This window comes from Pseudomonas izuensis, from assembly GCF_009861505.1.
GTDB lineage: Bacteria > Pseudomonadota > Gammaproteobacteria > Pseudomonadales > Pseudomonadaceae > Aquipseudomonas > Aquipseudomonas izuensis.
On the sequence record NZ_WTFT01000002.1, the window covers coordinates 17833 to 42551 of the forward strand.

The 24719-nt window shown below is 61.0% G+C and carries 26 protein-coding genes and 2 pseudogenes; 16 read left to right on the forward strand and 12 right to left on the reverse strand.

Translation table 11 applies throughout. The features are described 5' to 3' along the window. Positions 1-227 precede the first annotated feature (227 nt). From GPL81_RS00255 to lptM, 6 genes are read right to left on the reverse strand one after another with little or no spacing between them, the layout of a single operon-like run. Positions 228-932: an HAD family hydrolase gene (locus tag GPL81_RS00255; RefSeq protein ID WP_096514256.1), complete on the reverse strand. Its 705-nt coding sequence runs from the start codon at positions 930-932 to the stop codon at positions 228-230. Further along, the gene (gene xerC / locus GPL81_RS00260; protein ID WP_160104755.1) at positions 929-1828 is read right to left on the reverse strand and encodes a tyrosine recombinase XerC; all 900 of its coding nucleotides are present in this window, start codon (positions 1826-1828) and stop codon (positions 929-931) included. The genes GPL81_RS00255 and xerC overlap by 4 nt, the downstream gene beginning before the upstream one ends. A 2-nt stretch (positions 1829-1830) precedes the next feature. After that, positions 1831-2556 carry a DUF484 family protein gene (locus tag GPL81_RS00265; protein ID WP_160104756.1) on the reverse strand — a complete coding sequence of 242 codons (726 nt, stop codon included), beginning with the start codon at positions 2554-2556 and terminating at the stop codon, positions 1831-1833. Between the two features lie 13 nt (positions 2557-2569). Further along, on the reverse strand, positions 2570-3400 hold the full coding sequence (dapF, locus tag GPL81_RS00270) for a diaminopimelate epimerase (protein ID WP_121104268.1): 831 nt from the start codon (positions 3398-3400) through the stop codon (positions 2570-2572). Between the two features lie 4 nt (positions 3401-3404). Next, positions 3405-4652, reverse strand: coding sequence for a diaminopimelate decarboxylase (lysA, locus tag GPL81_RS00275; RefSeq protein ID WP_096514260.1), 1248 nt, complete (start codon positions 4650-4652; stop codon positions 3405-3407). A gap of 9 nt (positions 4653-4661) precedes the next feature. Further along, positions 4662-4838 carry an LPS translocon maturation chaperone LptM gene (gene lptM, locus GPL81_RS00280; RefSeq protein WP_096514261.1) on the reverse strand — a complete coding sequence of 59 codons (177 nt, stop codon included), beginning with the start codon at positions 4836-4838 and terminating at the stop codon, positions 4662-4664. Between the two features lie 308 nt (positions 4839-5146). On the opposite strand from lptM, the gene cyaY reads away from it, so the two are divergent. From cyaY to rnk, 3 genes are all read left to right on the forward strand, one after another. After that, on the forward strand, positions 5147-5479 hold the full coding sequence (gene cyaY, locus GPL81_RS00285; RefSeq protein WP_085716237.1) for an iron donor protein CyaY: 333 nt from the start codon (positions 5147-5149) through the stop codon (positions 5477-5479). Between the two features lie 4 nt (positions 5480-5483). After that, on the forward strand, positions 5484-5699 hold the full coding sequence (locus tag GPL81_RS00290) for a DUF1289 domain-containing protein (protein WP_096515624.1): 216 nt from the start codon (positions 5484-5486) through the stop codon (positions 5697-5699). A 228-nt stretch (positions 5700-5927) separates the two neighbouring features. Beyond that, positions 5928-6338: a nucleoside diphosphate kinase regulator gene (gene rnk, locus GPL81_RS00295; RefSeq protein ID WP_096514263.1), complete on the forward strand. Its 411-nt coding sequence runs from the start codon at positions 5928-5930 to the stop codon at positions 6336-6338. A 7-nt stretch (positions 6339-6345) separates the two neighbouring features. Here rnk and GPL81_RS00300 read toward each other — a convergent pair whose 3' ends face one another. Both GPL81_RS00300 and GPL81_RS00305 read right to left on the reverse strand, forming a co-directional pair. Next, entirely contained in the window at positions 6346-9192 is a 2847-nt protein-coding gene (locus GPL81_RS00300) for a class I adenylate cyclase (protein ID WP_160104757.1), read from the reverse strand. 191 nt (positions 9193-9383) lie between these two features. Further along, positions 9384-9629, reverse strand: coding sequence for a TIGR02647 family protein (locus GPL81_RS00305; protein ID WP_095196231.1), 246 nt, complete (start codon positions 9627-9629; stop codon positions 9384-9386). 118 nt (positions 9630-9747) lie between these two features. Here GPL81_RS00305 and GPL81_RS31305 point away from each other — a divergent pair. Further along, positions 9748-9825 (forward strand): annotated as a pseudogene (locus GPL81_RS31305) (outer membrane lipoprotein carrier protein LolA); the annotation flags it as partial. Positions 9826-9840: 15 nt separating this feature from the next. On the opposite strand, the gene GPL81_RS00310 reads toward GPL81_RS31305, so the two are convergent. Continuing rightward, a complete protein-coding gene (locus GPL81_RS00310; protein ID WP_096514265.1) occupies positions 9841-10137 on the reverse strand; it encodes a hypothetical protein in 297 nt (98 codons plus the stop codon). 124 nt (positions 10138-10261) lie between these two features. Between GPL81_RS00310 and GPL81_RS00315 the strand changes: the two genes are divergently transcribed. Continuing rightward, positions 10262-10921: a glutathione S-transferase family protein gene (locus tag GPL81_RS00315; protein WP_160104758.1), complete on the forward strand. Its 660-nt coding sequence runs from the start codon at positions 10262-10264 to the stop codon at positions 10919-10921. 109 nt (positions 10922-11030) lie between these two features. Here GPL81_RS00315 and argH read toward each other — a convergent pair whose 3' ends face one another. Further along, positions 11031-12425 carry an argininosuccinate lyase gene (gene argH / locus GPL81_RS00320; protein ID WP_160104759.1) on the reverse strand — a complete coding sequence of 465 codons (1395 nt, stop codon included), beginning with the start codon at positions 12423-12425 and terminating at the stop codon, positions 11031-11033. A gap of 217 nt (positions 12426-12642) precedes the next feature. Between argH and GPL81_RS31770 the strand changes: the two are divergent. The 8 genes and pseudogenes from GPL81_RS31770 to rsd form a co-directional block, all read left to right on the forward strand. Then, positions 12643-12964, forward strand: a pseudogene (locus GPL81_RS31770) (sensor histidine kinase); the annotation flags it as partial. Next, a complete protein-coding gene (locus GPL81_RS00325; RefSeq protein ID WP_096514269.1) occupies positions 12961-13707 on the forward strand; it encodes a LytR/AlgR family response regulator transcription factor in 747 nt (248 codons plus the stop codon). The pseudogene GPL81_RS31770 and the gene GPL81_RS00325, both read left to right, overlap by 4 nt. A gap of 138 nt (positions 13708-13845) precedes the next feature. After that, entirely contained in the window at positions 13846-14787 is a 942-nt protein-coding gene (hemC, locus tag GPL81_RS00330; RefSeq protein WP_160104760.1) for a hydroxymethylbilane synthase, read from the forward strand. Continuing rightward, positions 14784-15551 (forward strand): uroporphyrinogen-III synthase, encoded by a 768-nt coding sequence (locus GPL81_RS00335; RefSeq protein WP_160104761.1) that lies wholly within the window; start codon positions 14784-14786, stop codon positions 15549-15551. Before hemC ends, GPL81_RS00335 begins: the two co-directional genes overlap by 4 nt. 16 nt (positions 15552-15567) lie before the next feature. After that, positions 15568-16725: a uroporphyrinogen-III C-methyltransferase gene (locus tag GPL81_RS00340; protein ID WP_160104762.1), complete on the forward strand. Its 1158-nt coding sequence runs from the start codon at positions 15568-15570 to the stop codon at positions 16723-16725. Then, positions 16722-17960 carry a heme biosynthesis protein HemY gene (locus GPL81_RS00345; RefSeq protein ID WP_160104763.1) on the forward strand — a complete coding sequence of 413 codons (1239 nt, stop codon included), beginning with the start codon at positions 16722-16724 and terminating at the stop codon, positions 17958-17960. The genes GPL81_RS00340 and GPL81_RS00345 overlap by 4 nt, the downstream gene beginning before the upstream one ends. A gap of 280 nt (positions 17961-18240) precedes the next feature. Continuing rightward, positions 18241-18792 (forward strand): disulfide bond formation protein B, encoded by a 552-nt coding sequence (locus GPL81_RS00350; protein WP_160104764.1) that lies wholly within the window; start codon positions 18241-18243, stop codon positions 18790-18792. Between the two features lie 173 nt (positions 18793-18965). Then, complete coding sequence (gene rsd / locus GPL81_RS00355; protein ID WP_096514275.1) at positions 18966-19424, forward strand: sigma D regulator; 459 nt, start codon at positions 18966-18968, stop codon at positions 19422-19424. 61 nt (positions 19425-19485) lie between these two features. Here the strand turns inward: rsd and GPL81_RS00360 are convergent, their stop codons facing one another. Further along, positions 19486-20151 (reverse strand): FKBP-type peptidyl-prolyl cis-trans isomerase, encoded by a 666-nt coding sequence (locus GPL81_RS00360; RefSeq protein WP_160104765.1) that lies wholly within the window; start codon positions 20149-20151, stop codon positions 19486-19488. Between the two features lie 192 nt (positions 20152-20343). Here GPL81_RS00360 and GPL81_RS00365 point away from each other — a divergent pair, with 192 nt between their 5' ends. Further along, positions 20344-21495, forward strand: coding sequence for an AlgP family protein (locus GPL81_RS00365; protein WP_160104766.1), 1152 nt, complete (start codon positions 20344-20346; stop codon positions 21493-21495). On the opposite strand, the gene GPL81_RS00370 is transcribed toward GPL81_RS00365, so the two are convergent. Then, positions 21492-21956: a TIGR02444 family protein gene (locus GPL81_RS00370; RefSeq protein ID WP_160104767.1), complete on the reverse strand. Its 465-nt coding sequence runs from the start codon at positions 21954-21956 to the stop codon at positions 21492-21494. The two genes, GPL81_RS00365 and GPL81_RS00370, sit on opposite strands and share 4 nt — an antisense overlap. Before the next feature lie 50 nt (positions 21957-22006). On the opposite strand from GPL81_RS00370, the gene GPL81_RS00375 reads away from it, so the two are divergent. After that, entirely contained in the window at positions 22007-23917 is a 1911-nt protein-coding gene (locus GPL81_RS00375) for an ATP-binding cassette domain-containing protein (RefSeq protein ID WP_160104768.1), read from the forward strand. Then, a complete protein-coding gene (locus GPL81_RS00380) occupies positions 23917-24498 on the forward strand; it encodes a mechanosensitive ion channel family protein (RefSeq protein ID WP_160104769.1) in 582 nt (193 codons plus the stop codon). The genes GPL81_RS00375 and GPL81_RS00380 overlap by 1 nt, the downstream gene beginning before the upstream one ends. The last annotated feature ends 221 nt before the right edge of the window (positions 24499-24719 follow it).

The window sequence follows — 24719 nt, forward strand, 5'->3', positions numbered from 1 at the left end:
ATACCCTTTAAGCCCAGGATTCACTAGGTCTTGTGGAGTGCTGTGGACATCTACGGAAAAGAAAAAGCCCGCCGTCGCTGCGGGCTTTTTCATGCCTGAAACAAAACCCTCAGGCTTGACACAACACCTGTAGGAGCAAAGCTTGCTCGCGATGACGGTGTGTCAGTCGACATGTATTTTGAATGTTCCGCCATCGCGAGCAAGCTTTGCTCCTACAGGGGGCAGCGTTATTGCTGGGAGTTCCACAGGGCCAACAACGCCGGCAATTCGGTCAGGCTGCGAATCTCGGCATCCGGCAGGTGATCGGCCTCCCAGGCTTTGCCCGACGGGTTGAACCAGACCGCCCGCAGCCCTGCCTGTTGAGCGCCGGCAATGTCGTCGCCCGGATGATCACCGATATGCACCGCCGTCTCGGGGGTTGCACCTCCGCGTTGCAATGCCTCATGGAACAGTCGTGCATCGGGTTTGGCGATGCCGATGTCTTCGGCGCACAGCGCAAACTTGAAGTAGTCCGCCAGCCCCAGCCGCCGCACATCGGCATTGCCGTTGGTGACCACCCCGAGGGCGTAGTGGTTGGCCAGAACTTCCAGAGTCGGTTGCACCTCCGGGAAAATTTCCAGCTGATGCCTGGCATGCAGGAACACTTCGAAGCTCTGGTCAGCCAGGTCCGAGGCTTGTTCGTGGGTATAACCGGCTTCTTCCAGGGCATGGAACAACACGCGCCGACGCAAGGCGCTGATGCGGTACTTGAGGCCTGGCTCGCTGCCCAGGATGCGTTCTCGGATGGCCCACAAATGGTCCACAGGAACGGCGCCCAGGTTGGGCGCATGCTCGGTCAGCCACTCACGCAATACGGCTTCGGCACTGGCGATCACCGGGGCGGTGTCCCACAGGGTGTCGTCGAGGTCGAAGGTGATCAATTGGATCGTCATGAATCATCGCCTTTAATGCGTTTGGCCCGTGGATGGGCGCTGTCGTAGACGGTGGCCAGGTGCTGGAAGTCCAGGTGGGTATAGATCTGCGTGGTCTTGATGTCGGAGTGCCCGAGCAGTTCCTGTACCGCTCGCAGGTCCTGGGAAGACTCCAGCAAATGGCTGGCAAAGGAATGCCGCAACATGTGTGGATGCAGGTTTTGCCCCAGTTCGCGTTCGCCAGCCGCTTTGACCCGTAACTGAATCGCCCGAGGCCCCAGACGCCGCCCTTGCTGGCTGACAAACACCGCATCGTCCGCCGGGTTGGCGAGTGCTCGCAGGGGTAGCCACAGCTCCAGCGCTTCGCGAGCCTTCTTGCCCACTGGCAACAGGCGCGTCTTGCTGCCCTTGCCGTGTACCTGGACCATGCCGTCCGCCAAATCAAGCTGATCGAGATTCAGCCCGGTCAGCTCCGACAGCCGCAACCCGGAGGAGTAGAACAACTCAAGAATCGCCTGATCCCGGCGCGCGAGAAAGTCGTCTTCGACCCCGCCTTCAAGCAGTTGCAGCGCGCGGTCGGTGTCGAGGGTTTTCGGCAGGCGGCGTTCACCTTTGGGCGGCGCCAGGCCGTTGGCCGGATCGTGGTTGCAGAGGCCTTCGCGGTTCAGATAGTGATAGAGCCCGCGCACCGCCGACAGCAGCCGCGCCAGGCTGCGGGAGGATTGGCCCTGGGCGTGCAGGCGGGCGATCAGGCTGCGCAGGCGCTGAATGTCCAGCGCGGCCCAGGTGCCGATGTTCTGTTTGACGCACCAGGCCAGCACTTTGTCGAGGTCGCGGCGGTAGGCCGACAGCGTGTGCGGCGACACCTGTCGCTCACTGCGCAAGTGTTCGCAGTAAGCGTCCAGTTGCCGTTCCATGATCAGCGTACCGAGCGCAGGGAGCTGTTGAGCCGTGGCAGCACGCGGCCCATGACTTCGGCGATGTAGCTCAGGAACAGTGTGCCCACCGAACTTTTGTAGTGCTGCGGATCACGGCTGGCGATGGCCAGGATGCCATGTATCCCCTGGTGAGTGATGGCGACCACGGCGGTGGAGCCAATCTGCTTGCGCTGTTCCTCACCGAACAGGAAGTCCAGTTCGTGCTCGCGCAGGCTGCCGCTGATGCTTTTGTTTTCCAGCAGCAAGCCGCCAATGGCCACTTGCGCTTCGGCATGGGTGACCCAGCGGCCGACCGGCATGGCGTTGTCGCCGAGCAGGATGAGGCTGACGAAGGGCACCTGGAAGTCCTGGCGCAGGCTGTCTTCGACGCACATCACCACGTCTTCCAGGGTGTTGGCATCCATCAGCGCGAGGATCAGGCGGCGGGTCTTGTCGAAGAGACGGTCGTTGTCGCGGGCCACGTCCATCAGGTGCGAGAGACGGTGGCGCAACTCGATATTGCGGTCGCGCAGGATGGTCATCTGCCGTTCGACCAGCGACACGGTGTCGCCGCGTCGGTGGGGAATACGCAAGGCCGGCAGCAGTTCCTGGTGCTCGACGAAGAAATCCGGATGAGCCTCCAGGTACGCGGCAATCGCCGCCGCCTCCAGGCTTTCGGACGCTGATTCGTCGGGCTGTCGGGCGGGTACCTGAGGCTTATCGGTCATGGCTTCGGCTCACTCAAAGACGCACTTGTCCTTCGTATACGCGTACTGCCGGGCCGGTCATCATGACCGGTTGGCCTGGGCCTGCCCATTCAATGGACAGGCGCCCGCCAGGCAGGTCGATCAATAGTGGCGAATCCATCCACCCCTGGCTGATCGCGGCCACTGCGGCGGCACAGGCGCCGGTACCACAGGCCTGGGTTTCCCCGGCTCCGCGCTCCCAGACGCGCAACTGTGCGCGGCCCCGGTCGATGACCTGGAGAAAACCGACGTTGACCCGCGCCGGGAAGCGCGAGTGATGTTCGATTTTCGGCCCCAGTTCATGCACCGGTGCATTGTTGATGTCGCTGACTCGTAGCACGGCATGGGGGTTGCCCATGGACACGGCAGCCAATTCGACCGAAGTACCGTCGACGTCGACCTGATAACTCAGGGCCTGCTCCGCTGCCTGGAACGGAATATCGGCCGGCACCAGGCGCGGTGCGCCCATGTTCACGCCGATCTGCCCGTCGTTGCGCACATCCAGTTCGATGATGCCGCTTTTGGTTTCGACGCGGATCTGCCGTTTTGCGGTCAGGCGTTTATCGAGCACGAAACGGGCGAAACAACGCGCACCGTTACCGCACTGTTCCACTTCGGAACCGTCGGAATTGAAGATCCGATAACGGAAATCCACGTCCGGATTGCTCGGCGCCTCGACGATCAGCAACTGATCGAAACCGATGCCGGTATGCCGATCACCCCACAATTTGGCGTGCTTGGGCAGAATGTGCGCGTGCTGGCTGACCAGGTCGAGAACCATGAAATCATTGCCCAGGCCGTGCATCTTGGTAAAACGCAGCAGCATGGTATTACTCCGGCAGCAGGCTTTCGCCAGCATACAACTCGGCTACCGTTTCACGGCGACGCACTTCAAATGCCTGATCACCGTCCACCAACACTTCGGCGGCACGGCCGCGGGTGTTGTAGTTGGAGCTCATGACAAACCCGTAGGCACCGGCCGAATGCACGGCCAGCAGGTCGCCTTCTTCCAGGGCCAGTTCACGCTCCTTGGCCAGGAAGTCGCCGGTCTCGCAGATCGGGCCGACGATGTCGTAGGCGCGGGCAGCGGTGCTGCGCGGGCGTACGGCGGTGACGTCCATCCAGGCTTGATACAGCGCCGGGCGGATCAGGTCGTTCATGGCCGCGTCGACGATGGCGAAATCTTTGTGTTCGGTGTGCTTGAGGTACTCGACTTGAGTCAGCAGCACGCCGGCGTTGGCCACGATGAAGCGGCCCGGTTCGAATACCAGTGCCAGGTCGCGACCGTCGAGACGCTCGCGCACGGCCTTGATGTAGTCGCCGGCCAATGGCGGTTCTTCATCGCGATAACGCACGCCCAAACCGCCACCGAGGTCGATGTGACGCAGGTAGATGCCGCAATCGCCGAGGCGATCGACCAGGCCCAGCAGGCGGTCGAGTGCATCGATGAAGGGTGGCAGGGTGGTCAGTTGCGAACCGATATGGCAATCGACGCCGACCACTTCCAGGTTCGGCAGCTGCGCGGCACGCACATACACGTCTTCGGCGTCGGCGATGGCGATGCCGAACTTGTTCTCTTTGAGACCGGTGGAAATGTACGGGTGAGTGCCGGCATCGACGTCCGGGTTCACGCGCAGCGAGATCGGCGCGCGAACACCCAGCTCGGCGGCAACCACTTGCAGGCGTTCCAGCTCGTCAGTGGACTCGACGTTGAAGCAGTGCACACCGACTTCCAGGGCGCGACGCATGTCGTCACGGGTCTTGCCGACGCCGGAGAACACGATCTTGTCGGCGCTGCCACCAGCGGCCAATACGCGTTCCAGCTCGCCACGGGACACGATGTCGAAACCGGCGCCCAGGCGCGCCAGGACATTCAGCACACCCAGGTTGGAGTTGGCCTTGACCGCGAAGCAGACCAGGTGCGGCATGCCGGCCAGCGCATCGGCGTACGCCAGGTACTGGGCTTCGATGTGGGCACGGGAGTAAACGTAGGTCGGTGTACCAAAGCGATCGGCGATGGCAGACAGGGCAACACCTTCCGCGAACAGTTCACCGTCACGGTAGTTAAAAGCGTCCATGAGGTTCCCTTATTGGTAGACGTCGTGCTTGTGTGCCTTGGAAGCAGGCTGCTTTTGCGAGGACTGCGCCTGTTCTGCAGGATCCTGGTCTTCGTCGGGCAGGTACAACGGGCCTTTTTGACCACAGGCCGACACAAGACAGGCAACCGCGAGGAGCGCGGCAAGGGAAGAGATCAGGCGCTTCATGGCGAAATCCTTGAAAATGCATTAATTGCGCCGGAGTATACCGGCCACCCGGCAGCTTGCCTATGCAACGGACCGCCCGTCCGGCGGGCCTTGCGAGATAGTCGTCGTTGCCAGGCAATCCCTGTGGGAGTGAGCCTGCTCGCGATAGCGGTGTGTCAGTCGACCATAATGTTGAATGTGACGACCTCATCGCGAGCAGGCTCGCTCCCACAGATTGGGGTAGCCGGGCGTTATTCTTTGCAATCACCGGAGCTCGCCCGTATCTTGCGGCGCTTGAGCCTGATCAGACACTTTTTGAGGTTGCCGTAATGAGTTTGTCCGAAGCCCGTTTCCACGATCTGGTCGATGCCACCCAGCAAACCCTGGAGGACATCTTTGACGACAGCGACCTGGATATCGATCTGGAAAGCTCGGCCGGTGTGCTGACCGTCAAGTTCGAAAACGGCACTCAGTTGATCTTCAGTCGTCAGGAACCGTTGCGGCAGTTGTGGCTGGCCGCGGTGTCCGGTGGTTTCCACTTCGATTACGACGAAGAGAGCGAGCGCTGGATGTGCGACAAGAGCGAAGAGCAGCTGGGCGAAATGCTTGAGCGCATCGTCAAGCAGCAGGCCGGTGTCGAATTCGATTTCGAAGGCCTGTGAGATCGTGACCCAGCCTGCGCCCGTTCGTCCGCCCAAGCCGCTGTACAGCAATGTCAGTCCGGCGGTGCCTTCTCCGTGCAGCGGCGTTTGTCGGCTGGATGAGCAGAAGGTCTGTCTCGGATGTTTCCGCCATGTCGAAGACATTCGCGAATGGCGCTCGGCCGACGATGAGCGCCGCCGGGTGATTTGTGCGCAGGCTTTGCAGCGCCAGCACCTGTAGGAGCTGGCTTGCCAGCGAAGGCGGCCTGAAGTTCACTGCACCGTTAAGATCCCATCGCCGGCAAGCCGGCTCCTACAGGGATTGCACGCCGCCCGGTGGCGGCTTGTATATTTTTTGAGCTGTGATAGTGTCCAGATACGCCTCAACCCATCGAGGCTTGTGAAAACCCCGCCTGTTTCTGGCGGGGTTTTGCTTTTTTCGTGCAGAAGAAAGGAGTCTGCCCTGATCATGACCGCACCTTCCATCACCCTTACCCGTCTGGACGTTCAACGTCTGGAGCGTCTGATCGACAGCCTGGATGAAACCCTGCCAGGTGTTATCGCGCTACAAACCGAGCTGGATCGCGCTGATACGGTGGTCGGCCACGATGAAGTGCCCGCCGATGTCGTGACCATGAATTCCCGCGTTCACTGCCGTGAAGAGATCAGCGGCAAGGACTATCACCTGACCCTGGTTTACCCGAAGGATGCCAATGCCGACGAAGGCAAGATTTCCATCCTGGCGCCGGTGGGCAGTGCATTGCTCGGCTTGAAGGTTGGCCAGCACATCGACTGGCCGGCACCGGGCGGCAAGACCCTGAAACTGACATTGCTGGAAGTCGAGTCGCAGCCGGCCAATGGTGGCGATTTCAACGTTTGACCCCGCCTCACACCTGCCCGAGCGCCTTGTTCAATGCGTGCTCCAGGTCGGCCTTGTAACGCAGGTACAGATTGCTTGAACCCTGACCATCACCGAGCAGGCCCGACAGGTCCAGATCGGTGATGTAGCAGCGGTAGCGTTTGGTCTCGCGGCGCTGCTCGACGATTTCCCGGGCGACCACGCTGAACAGTTGGTCGCCATGCTCGAGTTCTGAAAATTCCCGCTGATTGCAGTACAACGTGACCTGCACCTTGCCCGGTGCAGCTTTGCCGACGATCGCCTGTACATCATAGAAGGGTTTATTGACCGGGGTTTGCGGTGCCGGGCGGGCTTCGACCCGGCGTCCCCGGCCTGAACCTGAAGGCAAGAGTTGGTAATAAAAAGTGTCCAGGCTCCGGGGTTGAGCCGGGTCCATCGGCTGCAAGGCGTCGCGCCGGTACTGGATCGATTGCAGGAATCGTTGCAGCGGCACCAACAGGCTTTGCTCGTCATGCCACGGCAAACGCTGTTGCCACAAGGCATTGAATTCATCCAGTACGTACAGGTCGGCCTGGTCTTCGTTGATTCGGTAGAACACCTGAATGCAACCTGGCTGGCCCATTGGCAGAAGCAGCGCGAGGTCGTTGTCCTCCAGTGCCATCGGGTCCAGGTGCAGTGGGCTGTACCGGGTCAGTTCTTCGCCCAGGTAATCGTAAAGCGCTGGCAGTGTGGAGAGGGCGATGTGCCTGACCTGGCCGGGCACCAGCTCCAGCACGTGATAATGCTGCTGGACCTGAATCAGGTAGCGGTGGTTGAGTTTGCTCAGCAGCAGGGTCTGCGCGATCTCGAGGATGTCTTCAACGCGCTGGGCGATGAACTGGGCGCGGTTGTGGCAGAAGCAACGCACACGCAATCGGGGTTGCCACGTGCCGTCCGGCAGGTTGTTGAGGTAATCGCGCAGGCAGTCGAGCAAGGCATGGGGGCCGTCGAAGCGACTGACCAGCACTTCGTTCCAGCTATTGAGCGTGACCTGATCCAGGGTCAGCACCAGATTTTCCCGTACGCCTGCGTAACTCAGGGAGTCGGTGCGCTCGGTGGTCATCAGAATGTTCAGGTCGCGGTGATGCTTGAGCGGGTCGACGCCGACGTTCACCAGAATCAGCACTTCGCTGGGCACGCTGGCCCGCAGCAAGCGTTCTTCGGCGACCGTGGGCAGGGGCAGGGGAATGCTCTGTTGCAGGCTGCCGAGCAGGTTGAACAGTTCGAATTCGCTCAGGTCGCTGGTGCCAGGATGCAAGGCCAGTCGGGTGCTGCTGTCGATCACGCCGTTGCGGTGGCACCAGGTGAGCAATTCGAGCAACTGGCGGCTGCGTTTGATCGGGGCGAAATGCTCCCACTCAAGGGCGGTCAGGCTGCCGTTGTACAGACCCCATTGAGATTGCCCCGCTTCCTTTCTGTTCTCCATGTGCACCAGCGTCAGGGTGTCTTCGGCCAGGTCCGGGGCGATGCCCGGGTTGATGAACTCGACCTTGTCCGCCTTGCGCTCGAAGGCCGCATACAGGCGTCGGCCCAGCACGCTGAGGTCGCGTTTGTTGATCAGGCTGACGGTCTGTTCGTGCTGGGCAAACTGGGTCAGAAAGCGGTAACTGTAATTGAGCTCGTTGACCAGGGCGCGGCGCTCGGAGCCGACCTGGCGGACCTTCCACTGGCTGCGGCTGTCGAGCAGGGCCAACTGGCGCTGGTCCCAATGCCATTCGTGGGCCAGGCGCTCGAGCAGCGAGCGTTGCCAGCTTTGGGTGCGCCCGGTGTTACCGGTGAGCTTGCGATTGACCTTCAGGTACAGCGCGCGCCGCACCAGTTCCAGTCGATCTGGCTCATTACGGGTGATGAGGTATTCCTCGATGCGCCGGTAAACCACGACGTAGGGGTCCAGTTCATCGAGGTCGAGCCGATTGGCGAACACCGCCTGTTTGAAGCGCAGGCTCAGGCACTGGACCCTGGGATGTTCGCTGGCGTAAACCTCGGTCAGCAGCAACTTGAGCACCGATTTGTATGGTGACTCGATGCCCTTGAACAATTGCCACAGCCCGGCGCCGATGAATTCGCCAGGCGGAATGAACGCCAGATGCCCCAGGTCGAGGGTTTCGTCGGCGCGGATGAACCGCTTTGACAGCAGTGTGTGGATGTAGCGGTCGTAACTCGCTTCTTCATAGACCGGCACCAGCCACCAGATCGGCGTGCGTCCGGCCAGCCAGATCGCCGTGCGATAGAACTCGTCCAGCAACAGAAAGTGCTGGGTGGTGCCGCAATTTTCGGAGCTGAGTTGATTGTCGCGTTCACCCCGCGCAAAACGGGCCGGGTCGATCAGGAAGAAGTGCGCCTCGGCGCCCTGGCTGGCAGCCCAGGCTTCAAGCAACTGACATTTCTTGCGCAGTTCGGCGAGTTCGTTCTCGCCCAGGTCCGAACTGTGGCAAACCCACACGTCCATGTCGCTCTGCTCGGCCTGGGCCAGGGTGCCGAGGCTGCCCATCAGGAACAGGCCGTGAATCGGGCGTGGCGGGTTGCTGCCGTGGCGTGGTTTATAGGAGAACGAGCGGGTCAGGCGTTGGGCTTCGGCAAGAACGTTGGCCTCGGGTTCGAAATTCGACAGCCCGGCCGGTGTACTGCCGGAAACGTAGCCGGGCAACAGCGGGTGATTAACGTGGAAAAACAGCGGCAGGAGGTTGAGCACCCCTTGCTGGCGGGTCGACAAACCTTCCATGGCCCGCCTCATGCGGCCCTCATTGAGCTTCAGGAAGCGTGCGCGCAGTTGGCTCAGAACCTTTCGGTCGATTCCCTCGTCCAGGTCGGGGCGGATTTCATGGGTGCGGGTCATGTCAGCTCAAACCGGCTCGCAGGGCTCGGACGTGGGGCTCTCGGGTGAGGGAAGTTTAGCGCCTCGATCCCGGGACATTTAAGCCGATTTTGTTTTTTTGACGTCAGATTTGTATCGCATGGCGACTCAGGCGGCACTGAGTGCCCGCGGAAATCCCGTGGCAGGGGTTTCCGTGGGCGATATGGTGGAATTCAGGCTGTTTCTTCAGCTTTCAGAATGGTGAGCACGGTCTGCACACTTTGCGCGGCGTCACGTCCCAGGCTGGTCAGATAACCACCATCGGGCTGGTCGATCAGTTCTTTTTCGTAAAGGCGTTGGGCAGCGGCAATGGCTTTTGGGGCAGCGGTCTGATGAATTTTCAAACCTTCCTGGGAACTGTCCAGGTTGAAGAGTGCGAGGATTTCCAGTTCGGCAACCAACTCAGGGGTAAGCGACATAAGGACTCCAGACTTTCTAGGAATTGGACGACAGCGCCCCTAAGGTGAACCCGCCGGTGCGGCATGTCCAGTGCTCGCAGCAGCCTTTTTTCTCTCTGTAGGAGCGAGCTCGCTCGCGATGGTCGTCAACGATGACGCTGGAGGCCTGACAGCCCGCAGTGCTCTCAGGTTCTTCGCGAGCAGGCTCGCTCCTACAGGGGGAAGGGAGGGGTTATTTCTTTTCGGGTGGCAATTCAGGCAATGCACGCAGCGCCGCTTCGTACCATTCGGTATTGAACGCGCGGTCTTCTTCGAGGATAGCGTCGATTTCTACCGCTAAAACGTGGGCCATCAGGTTGAGGATTTCCTCCCGCTCGTAACCCACCAGTGTCAGCTTGTTGAACGTCGCCTTGGCTGCCGGCGGATTATCGCTTTCAATCTGGTTTTCGATGGCTTCGATCAGCGTGTTCTCGGCGAATTCTTCTTCGTCGATGTCGTCTTGGCGGGTGTCGGGGGTTGGCTCGCTCATGGCAGGCTCCTCTAGGAAAGGTGGCCAGTTTACCCGCATTCAGGGCTGTGATGCTGCTGGCGAGAATGCCCTCGACGTTCTATAACAGGCACTGCCAACCCCTGCACGGCCTGGAGGCTATGTGATGCTCAAGCTTTATGGATTTTCCGTCAGCAACTACTACAACATGGTCAAGCTGGCGCTGCTGGAAAAGGGATTGTCCTTCGAAGAAGTACCGTTTTACGGTGGCCAGACCCCCGAGGCACTGGCTATCAGCCCGCGTGGCAAGGTGCCGGTGCTGGGTGTCGAACAGGGTTTCATCAATGAAACCGCTGTGATCCTCGAATACATCGAGCAAAGCCAGAAAGGCACACCGCTGTTGCCGAGCGATCCTTTTGAGCGGGCGCAGGTGCTGGCACTGGCCAAGGAGATCGAGCTGTATATCGAACTGCCTTCGCGCGCCTGCTATCCCGAAGCGTTTTTCGGCATGACGTTGCCGGATGCGATCAAGGAAAAGACCAAGGCCGAATTGCTGCTGGGCGTTGCATCCCTGGGTCGACACGGCAAATTCAGCCCTTACGTGGCGGGCGACAGCCTGAGCGTGGCGGATGTGTACTTCCTGTACAGCGTGCCGCTGGCCTGTGGGGTGGCGAAAAAGCTGTTTGATATTGATTTGCTGGCTGAACTGCCAGAAGCCAAGGCGCTGCTGGAGCGTCTGGGGGACAATCCGAACGTGCAGCGGATTGCGGCGGACAAGGAAGCGGCGATGCCTGCGTTTATGGCGATGATAGCTTCCAAGAAATAGTTTTGTAGCGTTCTTGCGAATGCCATCGCGGGCAAGCCTTGCTCCCACAGGTCAGCATTGATTTCGAAATCGACGCGACCTGTGGGAGCAAGGCTTGCCCGCGATGCTTTTAGCGACTGGCGAGCAGCGCCTGACCACGCACCACGGCAGCCTTCACCTGTGCCGGCGCAGTTCCGCCGATGTGGTTACGGGCATTGACCGAACCTTCCAGTGTCAGCACGGCGAACACGTCCTGATCGATCTGGTCGCTGAACTTGCGCAGTTCTTCCAGGCTCATTTCCGCCAGGTCCTTGCCGCTTTCCACGCCGTACTTCACGGCATGACCCACGATTTCGTGGCAATCCCGGAATGGCAGGCCACGACGTACCAGGTAGTCGGCCAGGTCGGTGGCAGTGGAGAAGCCGCGCAGGGCTGCTTCGCGCATCATGGCGTGCTTGGGCTTGATCGCCGGGATCATGTCGGCAAAGGCTCGCAACGAGTCGCGCAGGGTGTCGGCGGCGTCGAACAGCGGTTCCTTGTCTTCCTGGTTGTCCTTGTTATAGGCCAGAGGCTGGCCTTTCATCAGGGTCAGCAGGCCCATCAGCGCGCCGAAAACCCGACCGGTCTTGCCACGCACCAGCTCCGGCACGTCCGGGTTTTTCTTTTGCGGCATGATCGAGCTGCCGGTGCAGAAACGGTCCGGCAGATCGATGAACTGGAACTGCGCGCTGGTCCACAGCACCAGCTCTTCAGAGAAGCGCGACAGGTGCATCATCGCGATGCTGGCAGCCGAGCAGAACTCGATGGCGAAGTCGCGATCGGACACGTTGTCCAGGGAGTTGCCACCGACCGCGTCGAAGCCCAACAGTTGCGCGGTGTATTCGCGGTCGATCGGGTAGGTGGTGCCGGCCAGTGCGGCGCTGCCCAGTGGCATGCGGTTGGTGCGTTTGCGGCAGTCGACCAGGCGCTCGTAGTCGCGGCTGAGCATTTCGAACCAGGCCAGCATGTGGTGCCCGAAGGTCACCGGTTGCGCGGTTTGCAGGTGGGTGAAGCCGGGCATGATGCTGCCCGCTTCGCGCTCGGCCTGTTCCAGCAAGCCTTTTTGCAGGCGGGTGATTTCGCTCAGGATCAGGTCGATTTCGTCACGCAGCCACAGGCGGATATCGGTGGCGACCTGATCGTTACGACTGCGGCCGGTGTGCAGCTTTTTACCGGTCACGCCGATGCGGTCGGTCAGGCGTGCCTCGATGTTCATGTGCACGTCTTCGAGGTCCACGCGCCAGTCGAACTGACCGGCCTCGATTTCACCCTGGATGGTCTTCAGGCCATCGATGATGCTGTCGCGCTCGGCATCCGTCAGCACGCCGACCTTGGCCAGCATGGTGGCGTGGGCGATCGAGCCCATGATGTCGTGGCGATACAGGCGCTGGTCGAAGGTGACGGAGGCGGTGAAGCGGGCGACGAAGGCGTCGACGGGTTCACTGAAGCGGCCGCCCCAGGACTGATTGGTCTTGTCAGTGCTCATGAATTCGCTCGTATCGGCTGAAGAAAGATGGCGTTGAAAACTGCCGCGGATAATAACAGGGTTGCCAATCCTGTCGCTGACACTGGTCGACTGGTTTTCATCGGACCTGTAGGCGCGAGCCTGCTCGCGATGAACCTGAGGGCGACGCGTGTATCCAGGAAGCCCTCGTTTTCGTTAGCGTCCATCGCGAGCAGGCTCGCTCCTACAGTTTTCACTGCTTGCGCAACGATATTTTTCATTTGAGCAATATCGGCTCGGCAACCGTCTACAGTTGGACAGTAGGACTAGCGCACTTCTCGGTGCAGATGCTGACTATAAGAAGAGGGGTGTTCATATTGCGTATCAGCAAACCCTGTGGCGATGTGTCGCCAATGCGGGCCTGGGCCGCCAATTGCCCGTCGGATAAAATTTTTACCGCCGGACGAGCGGCACTTTTTGACGCTCGGGCTAGTCTTAGCGTGGATCGCGGTGACGGACGTCACTTCACCTGTCTACGCTATCCTTGTGCGAGACTCACGCAGGAATCCAGCGCAATATGAATGTCCTGATCGTTGATGACGACCCCCTTGCCCGCGAGCGCCTGAGCCGAATGGTTGGCGAACTCGAGGGATACAGTGTCCTGGAGCCCAGCGCCACGAACGGCGAAGAGGCGCTGGCACTGATCGACAGCCACAAGCCGGATATCGTTCTGCTCGATATCCGCATGCCAGGCCTCGATGGCCTGCAAGTGGCCGCGCGATTGTGCGAGCGCGAAACCCCGCCCGCCGTGGTGTTTTGCACGGGGCCCGATGAATTTGCCGTGGAAGCCTTACAGGCCAGCGCCGTAGGCTATCTGGTGAAACCGGTGAGAACTGAACATTTACATGACGCGTTAAAAAAAGCCGAACGTCCCAATCGTGTCCAACTCTCGGCCCTGACCCGTCCGGCCGCCGAAAGTGGCAGTGGCCCCCGCAGCCATATCAGCGCACGCACCCGTAAGGGAATCGAGCTGATTCCGCTGGATCAGGTGGTTTACTTCATCGCCGATCACAAATACGTGACCTTGCGCCACGAAACCGGCGAGGTGCTGCTCGACGAACCGCTCAAAGCCCTTGAAGACGAATTCGGTGACCGTTTCGTGCGCATCCACCGCAACGCACTGGTTGCTCGTGAGCGCATCGAGCGCTTGCAGCGAACGCCTCTGGGACATTTTCAGCTGTTCCTCAAAGGCCTGAACGGCGATGCGTTGATCGTCAGTCGGCGCCATGTGGCCGGCGTGCGGAAAATGATGCAACAGCTTTGATTCGCCGGTCGCAGGCGAATTTCACACCCGATTGCCGGACATCCGGGGCCAGGGAGGCACAGTAGTTTCTGATACAAGTCAAAGTGGATTTGGCTGAGCTGTTATTATCCGCCGTATCTATTCAGTACGGATTGATCCATGTCCTCTCGCCAGATCCGCATCGCCACCCGCAAAAGTGCTCTCGCCCTGTGGCAGGCCGAATACGTCAAAGCCCGTCTGGAAGAGGCCCATCCGGGCCTTCTCGTGACGCTGGTTCCGATGGTCAGTCGCGGCGACAAGCTGCTCGACTCACCGCTGTCGAAAATCGGCGGCAAAGGCCTGTTCGTCAAGGAGTTGGAAACCGCGCTGCTGGAAAACGAAGCAGACATCGCCGTGCACTCCATGAAAGACGTGCCGATGGACTTCCCTGAAGGCCTCGGCCTGTTCTGTATCTGCGAGCGCGAAGACCCGCGCGATGCATTTGTCTCCAATACCTACGCCAGCCTTGAAGAATTGCCGCCAGGCAGCATCGTCGGCACGTCGAGCCTGCGCCGTCAGGCCCAGTTGCTGACCCGTCGTCCGGACCTGGAAATCCGCTTCTTGCGCGGTAACGTCAACACTCGCCTGGCCAAGCTCGATGCCGGCGAATACGACGCCATTATCCTTGCCTCCGCCGGTTTGATTCGCCTGGGTTTTGAAGATCGCATTACCTCGGCCATCAGTGTCGACGACAGTCTGCCGGCGGGTGGTCAAGGCGCAGTGGGCATCGAGTGCCGCAGTGCCGACAGCGAAATTCACGCGCTGCTGGCACCGCTGCATCACCAGGACACCGCTACCCGCGTGATCGCCGAACGTGCCCTCAACAAACATCTGAATGGCGGCTGCCAGGTGCCGATCGCCTGCTACGCCGTGCTTGAAGGCGAACAGATCTGGCTGCGCGGTCTGGTGGGTGATCCCAATGGCGGTCTGCTGCTCAGCGCGCAGGCGCGTGCTCCGCGTGGTGATGCCGAAGCCCTGGGGGTGCGAGTGGCCGAAGACTTGTTGAGCCAGGGCGCCGCCGACATTCTCAAAGCGGTCTATGGCGAGGCAGGTCACGAGTGACGGGCTGGCGCCTGCTGCTGACGCGTCCGGCGGATGAGTCGGCGGCGCTGAGCGGCTTCCTGGCCGGGCAGGGGATTTTCAGCAGCAGCTTGCCGCTTTTGGACATCATGCCAATCCCTGCCTCTGACACAATGCGCGACGTGATCCGCGACCTGGATCATTACTGCGCAGTGATCGTGGTCAGCAAGCCCGCCGCGCGGATCGGCGTCGAACTGCTCGACCGGTTTTGCGCGCAAACACCGCGTGTGAAGTGGTTCAGCGTTGGCGCGGCGACAGCGCAGATTCTTGAGGATCACGACCTGGACGTGAGCTTTCCGGAGGACGGCGATGACAGCGAAGCCTTGCTTGAGCTGGCGAATTTGCGCGAGGCTATCGCCCGACCCGAGCCGCGTGTGCTGATCCTGCGCGGGGAGGGTGGTCGCGAGTTGCTGGCTGAGCGCTTGCGTGAGCGAGGTGCTAGTGTCGAGTACCTGGAGTTGTACCGCCGCGAGCTGCCGCAATACCCGCCGGCAGCACTGCCCGGACGAATCGAATCGGAACGCCTGAATGCACTGGTGGTCAGCAGTGGACAGGGTTTTGAGCACCTGCATCAATTGGCTGGCGATGCCTGGCCGCAATTGGCGCGGTTGCCGTTGTTTGTACCTAGCCCCAGGGTCGCCGAGCTGGCACGTGCTGCCGGTGCCCTGACTGTTGTGGATTGTCGTGGCGCCAGTGCCGCGGCCTTGCTGACGGCGTTGCGGGAGCATCCCGAACCCGTTCTCTAATGCAAAGGATGGATACGTGAGCGAAACAGCCTTGCCTAAAGATAACGCGCGACCTGTGCTCGATGCACCGCTCGATGCACCTGTTGATCAAATGCCGCCGCCTGTTGCAGCGCAGCGCCGAGGCAATGGGCTGGCGATCGTCGCGCTGCTGGTGGGCGCTGTCGGTGTGGCGGTGGGCGGTTGGGGCGTCTGGCAGGTGCGCCACCTGCAAGCGACCAACCAGCAGCACTTGAGTCAGGTGCAGGCGTTGAGCGACGAGGCGCAAAGCCTGAGGCTCAATGAGCAGCGCCTGAGCGCGCGACTGGAGCAATTGCCCGGCGCCGATGTGCTGGAAGAGCGCAGTCGTCTGGTGATTCAGCTGCAAGGCGATCAGCAGCGGCTGAATCAGCGACTGGAAACCGTCCTAGGTGCCAGCCGCAAGGACTGGCGCCTGGCCGAGGCCGAACACTTGCTGCGTCTGGCCAGCCTGCGCCTGTCTGCCTTGCAGGACATCAGCAGCGCCCAGGCCCTGGTGCAGGGTGCCGACGAAATTCTGCGCGAACAAAATGATCCGGGCGCCTTCGCTGCGCGCGAACAGGTGGCCAAGACCCTTGTGGCGTTGCGCAGCACCGAGCAGCCGGATCGCACCGGGCTGTTCCTGCGCCTGGGGGCGCTGCGCGAACAGGTCACTGGCCTCACCGAGCTGGCACCCGAATACAAGGAACGTGGCGAATCGCTGCTCGGCCTGACCGCCGACGGCGACGGTGCCAGTCGCTGGGCGCAATGGTGGGATCAGATCTCGCGTTACATCCGTATCGATTTCAATGCCGATAAAAATGTCCGCCCATTGCTTGCCGGGCAGAGCCTGAGCCAGGTGCGTCTGGCCCTGAGCCTGGCACTGGAGCAGGCACAATGGGCCGCGCTCAATGGTCAGGCTGTGGTTTACAGCCAGGCACTGGACGAGGCGCGTGACGTACTCAAAGGTAATTTCAACCCGGACAACCCGCAGAGCAAAGTGATGCTTGATCAGGTGGCCGAACTGAGCACGCAGCCAGTGACTGTGGTTACCCCGGACCTGACCGGGACGCTCAGTGCGGTCCAGGGTTATCTGGAGCGGCGCAATGTCAACGCCGAAGACTCGATCAAGCCACTGGCCAAGCCTGGCGCGAGCACCGCGCAGGAGGCCACGCCATGAAGCGCCTGTATGTGATCGTGTTCCTGGCCATAGCCGCTGCGGCTGCGCTTGGGTTGGCGATTGCCGAGCATTCCGGTTACGTGCTGATCGCTTATAAAAGTTTCCGCTTCGAGTCGAGTCTGTGGGCGACGCTGGCGCTGGTTGCCGTGCTGTGGCTGGTGTTCTGGGGCATCAAGGCGTTGATCGAGCTGGTGACGGCTTCCGGCGGCGTGGTCAATCCCTGGTCGCGGCGCAATCGCAGTCGCCGGATACAGGTGGCGATCGAGCACGGCCAGCTGGATCTGGCCGAGGGTCGCTGGGCCAGTGCGCAGCGCCACTTGCATCGGGCTGCGGAAGCCGAGCGCCAGCCGCTGCTCTACTACCTCGGCGCTGCCCGCGCCGCGAACGAGCAAGGGCATTACGAAGAGAGCGACAGTCTGCTGGAGCGGGCGTTGGAGCGTCAGCCACAGGCCGAGCTGGCGATTGCCCTGAACCACGCACAATTGCAGACCGATCGTGGCGATACCGAAGGCGCCCTGACGACCCTGCAAGCGATGCACGAACGCCACCCTCATAACGCACAGACCCTGCGCCAATTGCAGCGCCTGCATCAGCAACGGGGCGACTGGTCGGCGCTGATTCGCCTGTTGCCGGAGTTGCGCAAGGACAAGGTGCTCCCGCCGGCGGAACTGGTCGAGCTGGAGCGCCGTGCCTGGGGCGAGAACCTGTCGCTGGCGGCGCATCAGGAAGAGGGCGGGACCGTTGGTTTGCAATCGCTCAATCGTGCCTGGCAGCAACTGTCTGCGGCTCAGCGTCAAGAACCGCAACTGGTGCTTGCCTACGCCGAGCAGCTGCGGCAGCTGGGTGCGCAGGTCGAAGCCGAGGAAGTCTTGCGCACAGCGCTCAAGCGCAATTATGACAGTCACCTGGCGCGTCTCTACGGGCTGGTTCGCGGCAGTGATCCGGCTCGTCAATTGCAACACGCCGAAGGCTGGCTCAAGGACCATCCCGCCGACCCAAGCCTGTTGCTGACGTTGGGGCGCCTGTGCCTACAAAGCAGCTTGTGGGGCAAGGCCCGGGACTATCTGGAAAGCAGCCTGCGCGTTCAGCGCAATCCCGAAGCCTGTGCCGAGCTGGCGCGGCTGTTGGCGCAAATGGGCGACACCGGGCGCAGCAATCAACTGTTTCAGGAAGGTCTGGGTTTGCTTGATGAGCGCTTGCTGGCGGCGCCATTGCCGGTGCCCATTCGCGCTTGACTGAGCCGGGCTTCAATGGCTGAACGATGACCATTGGCGAGGGAGCTTGCTCCCGCTGGGGCTGCGAAGCGGCCCCCATGCCGCAGCACACGCATTTTGATGTCGGATTTTTACTTCTGATTGCGTCTTCAGCAGAGTCCTACAAAGGACTACACCAAATCCTCTTACCGCTGTCGGGAATTCCCTACACCTCTGTTGAAGTGTCCCTGCCGGCCTGCCTTGAAACGCTGGCGCGCTTTCCTCTACCGTAACTGTCGGTCCTTACTGTTACGGAAAATCCATGTATTCGGCCTGCACACGCTCCTTGTTTTTCACGGTTTTCGTTGCGGGCGCCCTGGTCCTGGGTGTGTCCTACTATCTTGAGTATGCCGTTGGCCTCAAGCCATGCGGTTTGTGCCTGTTGCAACGGGCTTGCCTGGCGTTGCTGACGGTTGTCTGCCTGACGGCCGCAGTGCAGGGGCCTGGTCGCCTGGGTTCTTTCGTGTATTGGTTGCTCGGTCTGTTCTGTAGTCTGGCGGGAGCGGTCATGGCGTGGCGGCAGGTGCTGCTGCAAAGTGATCCTGCGTATCAGCTGTCGACCTGCGCCCCTAATCTGCCCGACCTGGTCGCCAGCACGTCTTGGATCGGTGTTGTGCAGCAGATGTTTAAAGGCACCCTCGACTGTGGTCAGATCGCCTGGACACTGTTCGACCTGAGCATTCCGGAATGGAGTTTGTTGTTCTTCATCGCGATGACGATGCTGGGGATTTATCAGCTGTTGCGCCTTGTCTGGACCGCCATGCGGCGACCGCTCAGCGGCGAGTCGTCGCGCCGGGCACTGGCGGGTGATTAAACACTTGTATGAACTTTATCGTCTGCGTACCTTGAAGCCACAGTCGCGCGGGCATAATCTGCCCGCACGTGTCATTGGAATTATGTTGCTCGATGACGCTCTGCCTGGCCGATTCCTGATTTTCAGGGCGACGGGTGTAGGGCAGCATGACCCACAAGGGAAGAGAGACCGCCATGCTCGAAAGTTGTCAGAATGCTCAGGAACGTTGGGGTGGAGTACATCTGCTGATCGATCGCTGGTTGCAGGAGCGTCGAGAACTGATCGGGGCCTACGACGCACTCGGCGCCAAGCCCGAGGCGCTGGGTGAAAACCGCAAACCTTTGCAGGAATTCTGCGGTGTGCTGGTCGACTACGTGTCTGCCGGGCACTTCGAGATCTATGAGCAGCTGACGGGGGAGGCCAAGGCCTTCAACGACAAGCGTGGCCTGGAGCTCGCCGAGACCATCTACCCGCGCATCGACGTCATCACCGAAAAACTGCTCGCGTTCAATGACCTGTGCGATGCCGGCAAATGCGTCGCAGAGAAGTTCAAGGAGCTCGGTGGCCTGTTGCACGAACGCTTCGAGCTGGAAGATTGCCTGATCGAAGTGCTGCACACCGCTCACAAGGAAGAAGACTCGGTCCAGGCCTGAACCCGCTTCTCGCAAGACCCCGAAACGGTGCGCCAAGGCGCACCGTTTTTCATTTCCGCTGTCAGCTGGTGGCGCCGCGCAATTCGACTTCGAATACCAGCGGCGTGAACGGCGCGATCAGGTCGCCGGCACCGTCGGCACCGTAGGCCTGTGCCGATGGAATCACCAGGCGCCATTTGGCACCGACCGGCATGTTCTGCAGCGCACTGCGCCAGCCGCTGATCACACTGTCGAGACTGAACCATTGTGGCTGGTTGTTCTGGTCGAACACCGTACCGTCGGGAAGGCGTCCGACGTAAAGCACCTGCACTTTTCCGTTCGGTCCGGCCTTGGCGCCATTACCCGGTACCAACTCCGTCAGCAGAATTCCATCGGCCAGTTCGCGAACGCCGGGTTTGGCTTTTTCCCCGGCGAGAAAACGCTGCTCGTTTTCCAGCGCCAGTTCGCTTTGCGGTGCAGGTGTTTGCATGGCAACCCGGGCTTCGTGCTCAGTCAGAATCTGTTCGATCTGCTCGTCTTTCAGCGCCAAAGGTTTGCCTTGATAGGCTTGCTGCAAACCTTCGACCAGCGCTTTGAGCTGCAAGTCGGGAACCTCTTGGCGCAAGCGTTCACCGAGGCTCGCACCCAGGCTGTAAGCGAGATCGTGAGCATCATTTTCCTGGGTTTTTTCAGCAGCGTGAGCCGCGGAAAAAATCACGCAGAGCGATAAAAAAAAGTAGCGCGACATGTGCACTCTCCAACCTGAGATGCGAGCGATTATGCCAGTGAGAATGCGTTCAACGGTGAACTGCTTTTGTTCAAGCGCAGAACATTTTCGATCCGTTGCAACGCAACGCTTTGGATACTGTCAAGATGCCCTAGCGGCGGTAGCAGCAGAGGTCTAGTATGAGCCGCACCCACGTCAGCCAGGAGGTAAACCATGTCGGCCACCAAGAAGCCTGTAAATACCCCGTTGCACTTACTCCAACAACTCTCGGGCAGCTTGCTCGAGCATCTGGAAACCGCTTGTTCCGAAGCCTTGGCTGATGCTGAAAAACTGCTCGCCAAACTGGAAAAGCAGCGCGGAAAAGCGCAGGAAAAATTGCACAAAACCCGCACCAAATTGCAGGACGCTGCGGCGGCCGGCAAGGCCAAAGCACAAGCCAAGGCCAAGGATGGAGCGAAGGAACTCGAGGACCTGCTTGATGCCCTCAAGGCGCGTCAATCGGACACTCGCAGCTACATTCTGCAACTCAAGCGCGACGCTCAAGAAAGCCTGAAACTGGCCCAGGGCGTTGGTCGTGTACAAGAGGCTGTCGGCAAGGCACTGTCCCTGCGTGCGGCCAAGCCAGCTGCGGCCCCTGCGAAGAAAGCCGCTGCCAAACCGGTTGCTGCAAAAGCACCGGCCAAGCCTGCCGCCAAACCGGTTGCCAAAGCACCGGTGAAAGCCGCAGCAAAACCAGCGGCGAAAAAACCGGTTGCTGCCAGCGCTGCCAAACCGGCTGCCAGAGTGGCCGCTGCCAAGCCAGCTGCTGCTAAAACAGCTGCCGCAAAACCGGCCGCAAGAACTGCTGCTGCGAAACCCGCCGTGGCGAAAACCGCAGCAGCAAAACCGGCAGCCAAACCTGCCGCCAAGCCAGCCGCAAAACCTGCTGCCAGGACTGCCGCTGCAAAACCTGCGGCCAAGCCAGCGGCAAAACCTGTCGCGGCTAAAACCGCTGCCAAGCCAGCTGCAAAACCAGCGGCCAGACCGGCTGCGAAAACGGCTGCTGCAAAACCTGCCGCCGCCAAGCCAGCCACTGCCGCAAAACCTGCCGCAGCGAAACCGGCAGCCAAACCTGCTGCTGCCAAACCGGCTGCAAAACCAGTCGCTGCAAAACCGGCTGCCAAGCCTGCAGCGAAACCCGCCGTGAAAAAACCGGCCGTTGCTGCCAAGCCGACCCCGGCATCTGCTGCCAAGCCAGCGACGCCAGCGCCAGCGCCATCTGTTTCGGCTGCTCCTGCGCCAACGGCAACCACCTCGACAGCCACCACTGCGCCAACGCCAGTAGCACCGTCGAGCACCACCACCACCCCAACCAGCGCTTCCTAAGTGCCGGTTGCCGCGACGCGCAGCTCAAGCAGCGCGTCGCGGTTCAGGTGGGCGGCGTCGGCTGCTACACCTTCGAGCCAGGCCGATAGGTCGGTTGCCTCATCTTCTGGCCAATCCTGCGCCACTCGCTCCAATTGCAATAACAGAAGTCGCTCGGCTTCCATTTCCAGTTTCTTCATTTCCTCGCGCAAATTGTTCAGGCCGGCATCCTCGCCAGCGGCGACTTTCCATCGTTCTCGCAGGGCGCGCACCGGTCGCACGACCTCAGCGTCCCAAGGTCCGGCTACATCAAGAAGCCGCTTCAACCGTTGTTCGTCGAAGGACACACCACGTACTCCGAGCCACAGCCCGCACAGCAGCAGGCACACGTTCGCCCCCTTCGACTGCAAGTGCAGGCACAGGGGTTCTACGCCGCGACGGCAATAGGTTTCTACGGAAAAGCTCCACAGGTCAGAGGACATAGTGCTACTCGCGCCAGTTGCGAGCGAAGCTGGTAGACTCCGCCGCCATTATGATTCGACTTCAGAACCTGACTTTACAGCGTGGCCCGCAACGTCTGCTAGAAGACGCCGAGCTGACCCTGCACGCCGGCCAGAAAGCCGGCCTCATCGGTGCCAACGGCGCCGGCAAATCGAGCCTGTTCGCCTTGCTTCGGGGTGAATTGCACCCGGACTCGGGCGATTGCTTCCTGCCGGCCGACTGGCGTATCGCCCACATGCGGCAGGAGGTCGACACGCTCGATCGCCTGGCGGTCGACTACGTGCTCGATGGCGACCTGCGCCTGCGCCAGGTGCAACGCGACCTGGCGGCCGCCGAAGCGGCCCATGACGGTGCCGCACAGGCCCGCCTGCACGCGGAACTCGACAGTGCCGACGGTTACACCGCCGACGCGCGGGCTCGCAAGTTGCTGGCGGGCCTCGGGTTCACCAACGATCAGATGGATCGTCAGGTCGGAGATTTCTCCGGTGGCTGGCGGATGCGCCTGAACCTGGCCCAGGCCCTGATGTGCCCTTCGGACCTGTTGCTGCTCGACGAACCGACCAACCACCTGGACCTCGACGCCATCATCTGGCTCGAAGAGTGGCTCAAGAATTATCCCGGCACCCTGATGCTGATCTCTCACGACCGCGACTTCCTCGATGCCGTGGTCGATCACGTGGCCCACGTCGATCAGCGCAAGATCACCCTGTACCGTGGTGGCTACAGCGCCTTCGAGCGTGCCCGTGCCGAACGCCTGGCCCAGCAACAGCAGGCCTACGAGAAGCAGCAGGCGCAACGCGCGCACATGGAAAGCTACATCGCCCGCTTCAAGGCCCAGGCCACCAAGGCCCGTCAGGCCCAGAGCCGGATCAAGGCACTGGAGCGGATGGAAGAGCTGACCGCCGCCCACGTCGATTCGCCGTTCGACTTTGTTTTCCGCGAATCGCAGAAAATTTCCAGCCCGTTGATCGACCTGTCCGATGCCCGCCTGGGCTACGGCGAGAAAACTGTGCTGGAGAAGGTCAAGCTGCAACTGACCCCCGGCGCGCGGATCGGATTGCTTGGCCCTAACGGCGCGGGCAAGTCGACCCTGATCAAGAACCTCGCGGGTGAACTCGAACCGCTGGCCGGCCGGTTGACCCGTGGCGAGAACACCGTCGTCGGCTACTTCGCCCAGCATCAGCTCGACTCCCTGGATTCCAAGGCCAGCCCATTGCTGCACTTGCAGCGCCTGGCTCCAACCGAACGTGAGCAGACCCTGCGAGACTTCCTCGGCGGTTTCGACTTCCGCGGTGCGCGGATCGATGAGCCGGTGCTGAATTTCTCCGGTGGCGAGAAGGCACGCCTGGCGCTGGCATTGATCGCCTGGGACCGGCCGAACCTGTTGCTGCTCGACGAACCGACCAACCACCTGGACCTGGAAATGCGCCTGGCGCTGACCATGGCCCTGCAGGAATTCAGCGGTGCGGTACTGGTGGTCTCCCACGACCGTCACCTGCTCAAAAGCACCACCGATAACTTCTATCTGGTGGCGGACGGCAAAGTCGAAGAGTTCGACGGCGATCTGGAAGACTACACCCGTTGGCTGGTGGACTACCGTCAGCGCAATGCCCCGGTCAGCACAACTCCGGTCAACCCGGACAAGACCGACAAGAAAGCTCAGCGTCAGGCTGCCGCTGCCTTGCGTCAGCAATTGGCACCGCACAAGCGCGAGGCCGACAAGCTCGAAGCCGAGCTGGGCAAGCTCCACGAGAAACTGGCGAAGATCGACGCCAGCCTTGGCGACAGCGATATCTACGAGCCAATGCGCAAGAACGAGTTGCGTGATCTGCTGGCCGAACAGGCCAAGTTGAAGGTGCGTGAAGCGGAGCTGGAAGAAGCCTGGATGGAAGCCCTGGAACTGTTGGAGAGCATGCAGGCGGAGCTGGAGGCGCTGTCCTGATGGACGCCTTGAGGCTCCCGCTGCCGGCGATGTGGGTCGAGCCGATCTGGCTCGGCGTGCAAATTCTGCTGATCCTGCTGGCCGGTTACATCGCCCAGCGCTTTGTTGCCAAAGGTCTGACCCGACTGGGCGAGCGCTACCCGTTTCCGCCGCAATTGCTGATGCCGCTGCGCGGCGGTCTGCGCTGGCTGATCATGGGCAGCGCGTTGATTTTCGTACTGGAGCGTCTTGGGGTGTCGGCCACGGTGCTCTGGACGGCGTTGTCCGGCTTTGTCGCGGTCGCTGCGGTGGCGTTTTTCGCCATGTGGAGCGTGCTCTCCAATCTGCTCTGCGCGATCCTGATCTTTACCGTTGGCCCGTTCCGCCTTGGCGATGTGGTCGAATTGGTGGACACCACCGACAAGCCTGGCGTCAAAGGCCGGGTCGTGGCGATCAATCTGCTGTACACCACGTTGATCGAGGCTGAGGAACTGGGTACTGGCAGTGCGATGGTGCAAGTGCCCAATAGCCTGTTCTTCCAGCGTTCGGTGCGGCGTTGGCGCGGTGGTGATGTCTTCCCTTCGAGCGGTTTTGAGAAGTAAGGCATCTATCGCCTGACAGGCCGCTATCGCGAGCGGGCTCGCTCCTACAGTTGACCGAGCTGTTCCAGGAGAAACGCGATCCAATGTAGGAGCGAGCATGCTCGCGATAGGGCTCGGAAGCTGCAAACGCTGGTCGGCAACCGCAACATCCTGCAAAAAATCGATAGTCATCCGCCCAAAGCCGCATTAGCTTAGACGTCTGTCACGAGTCTGAGTCGAGG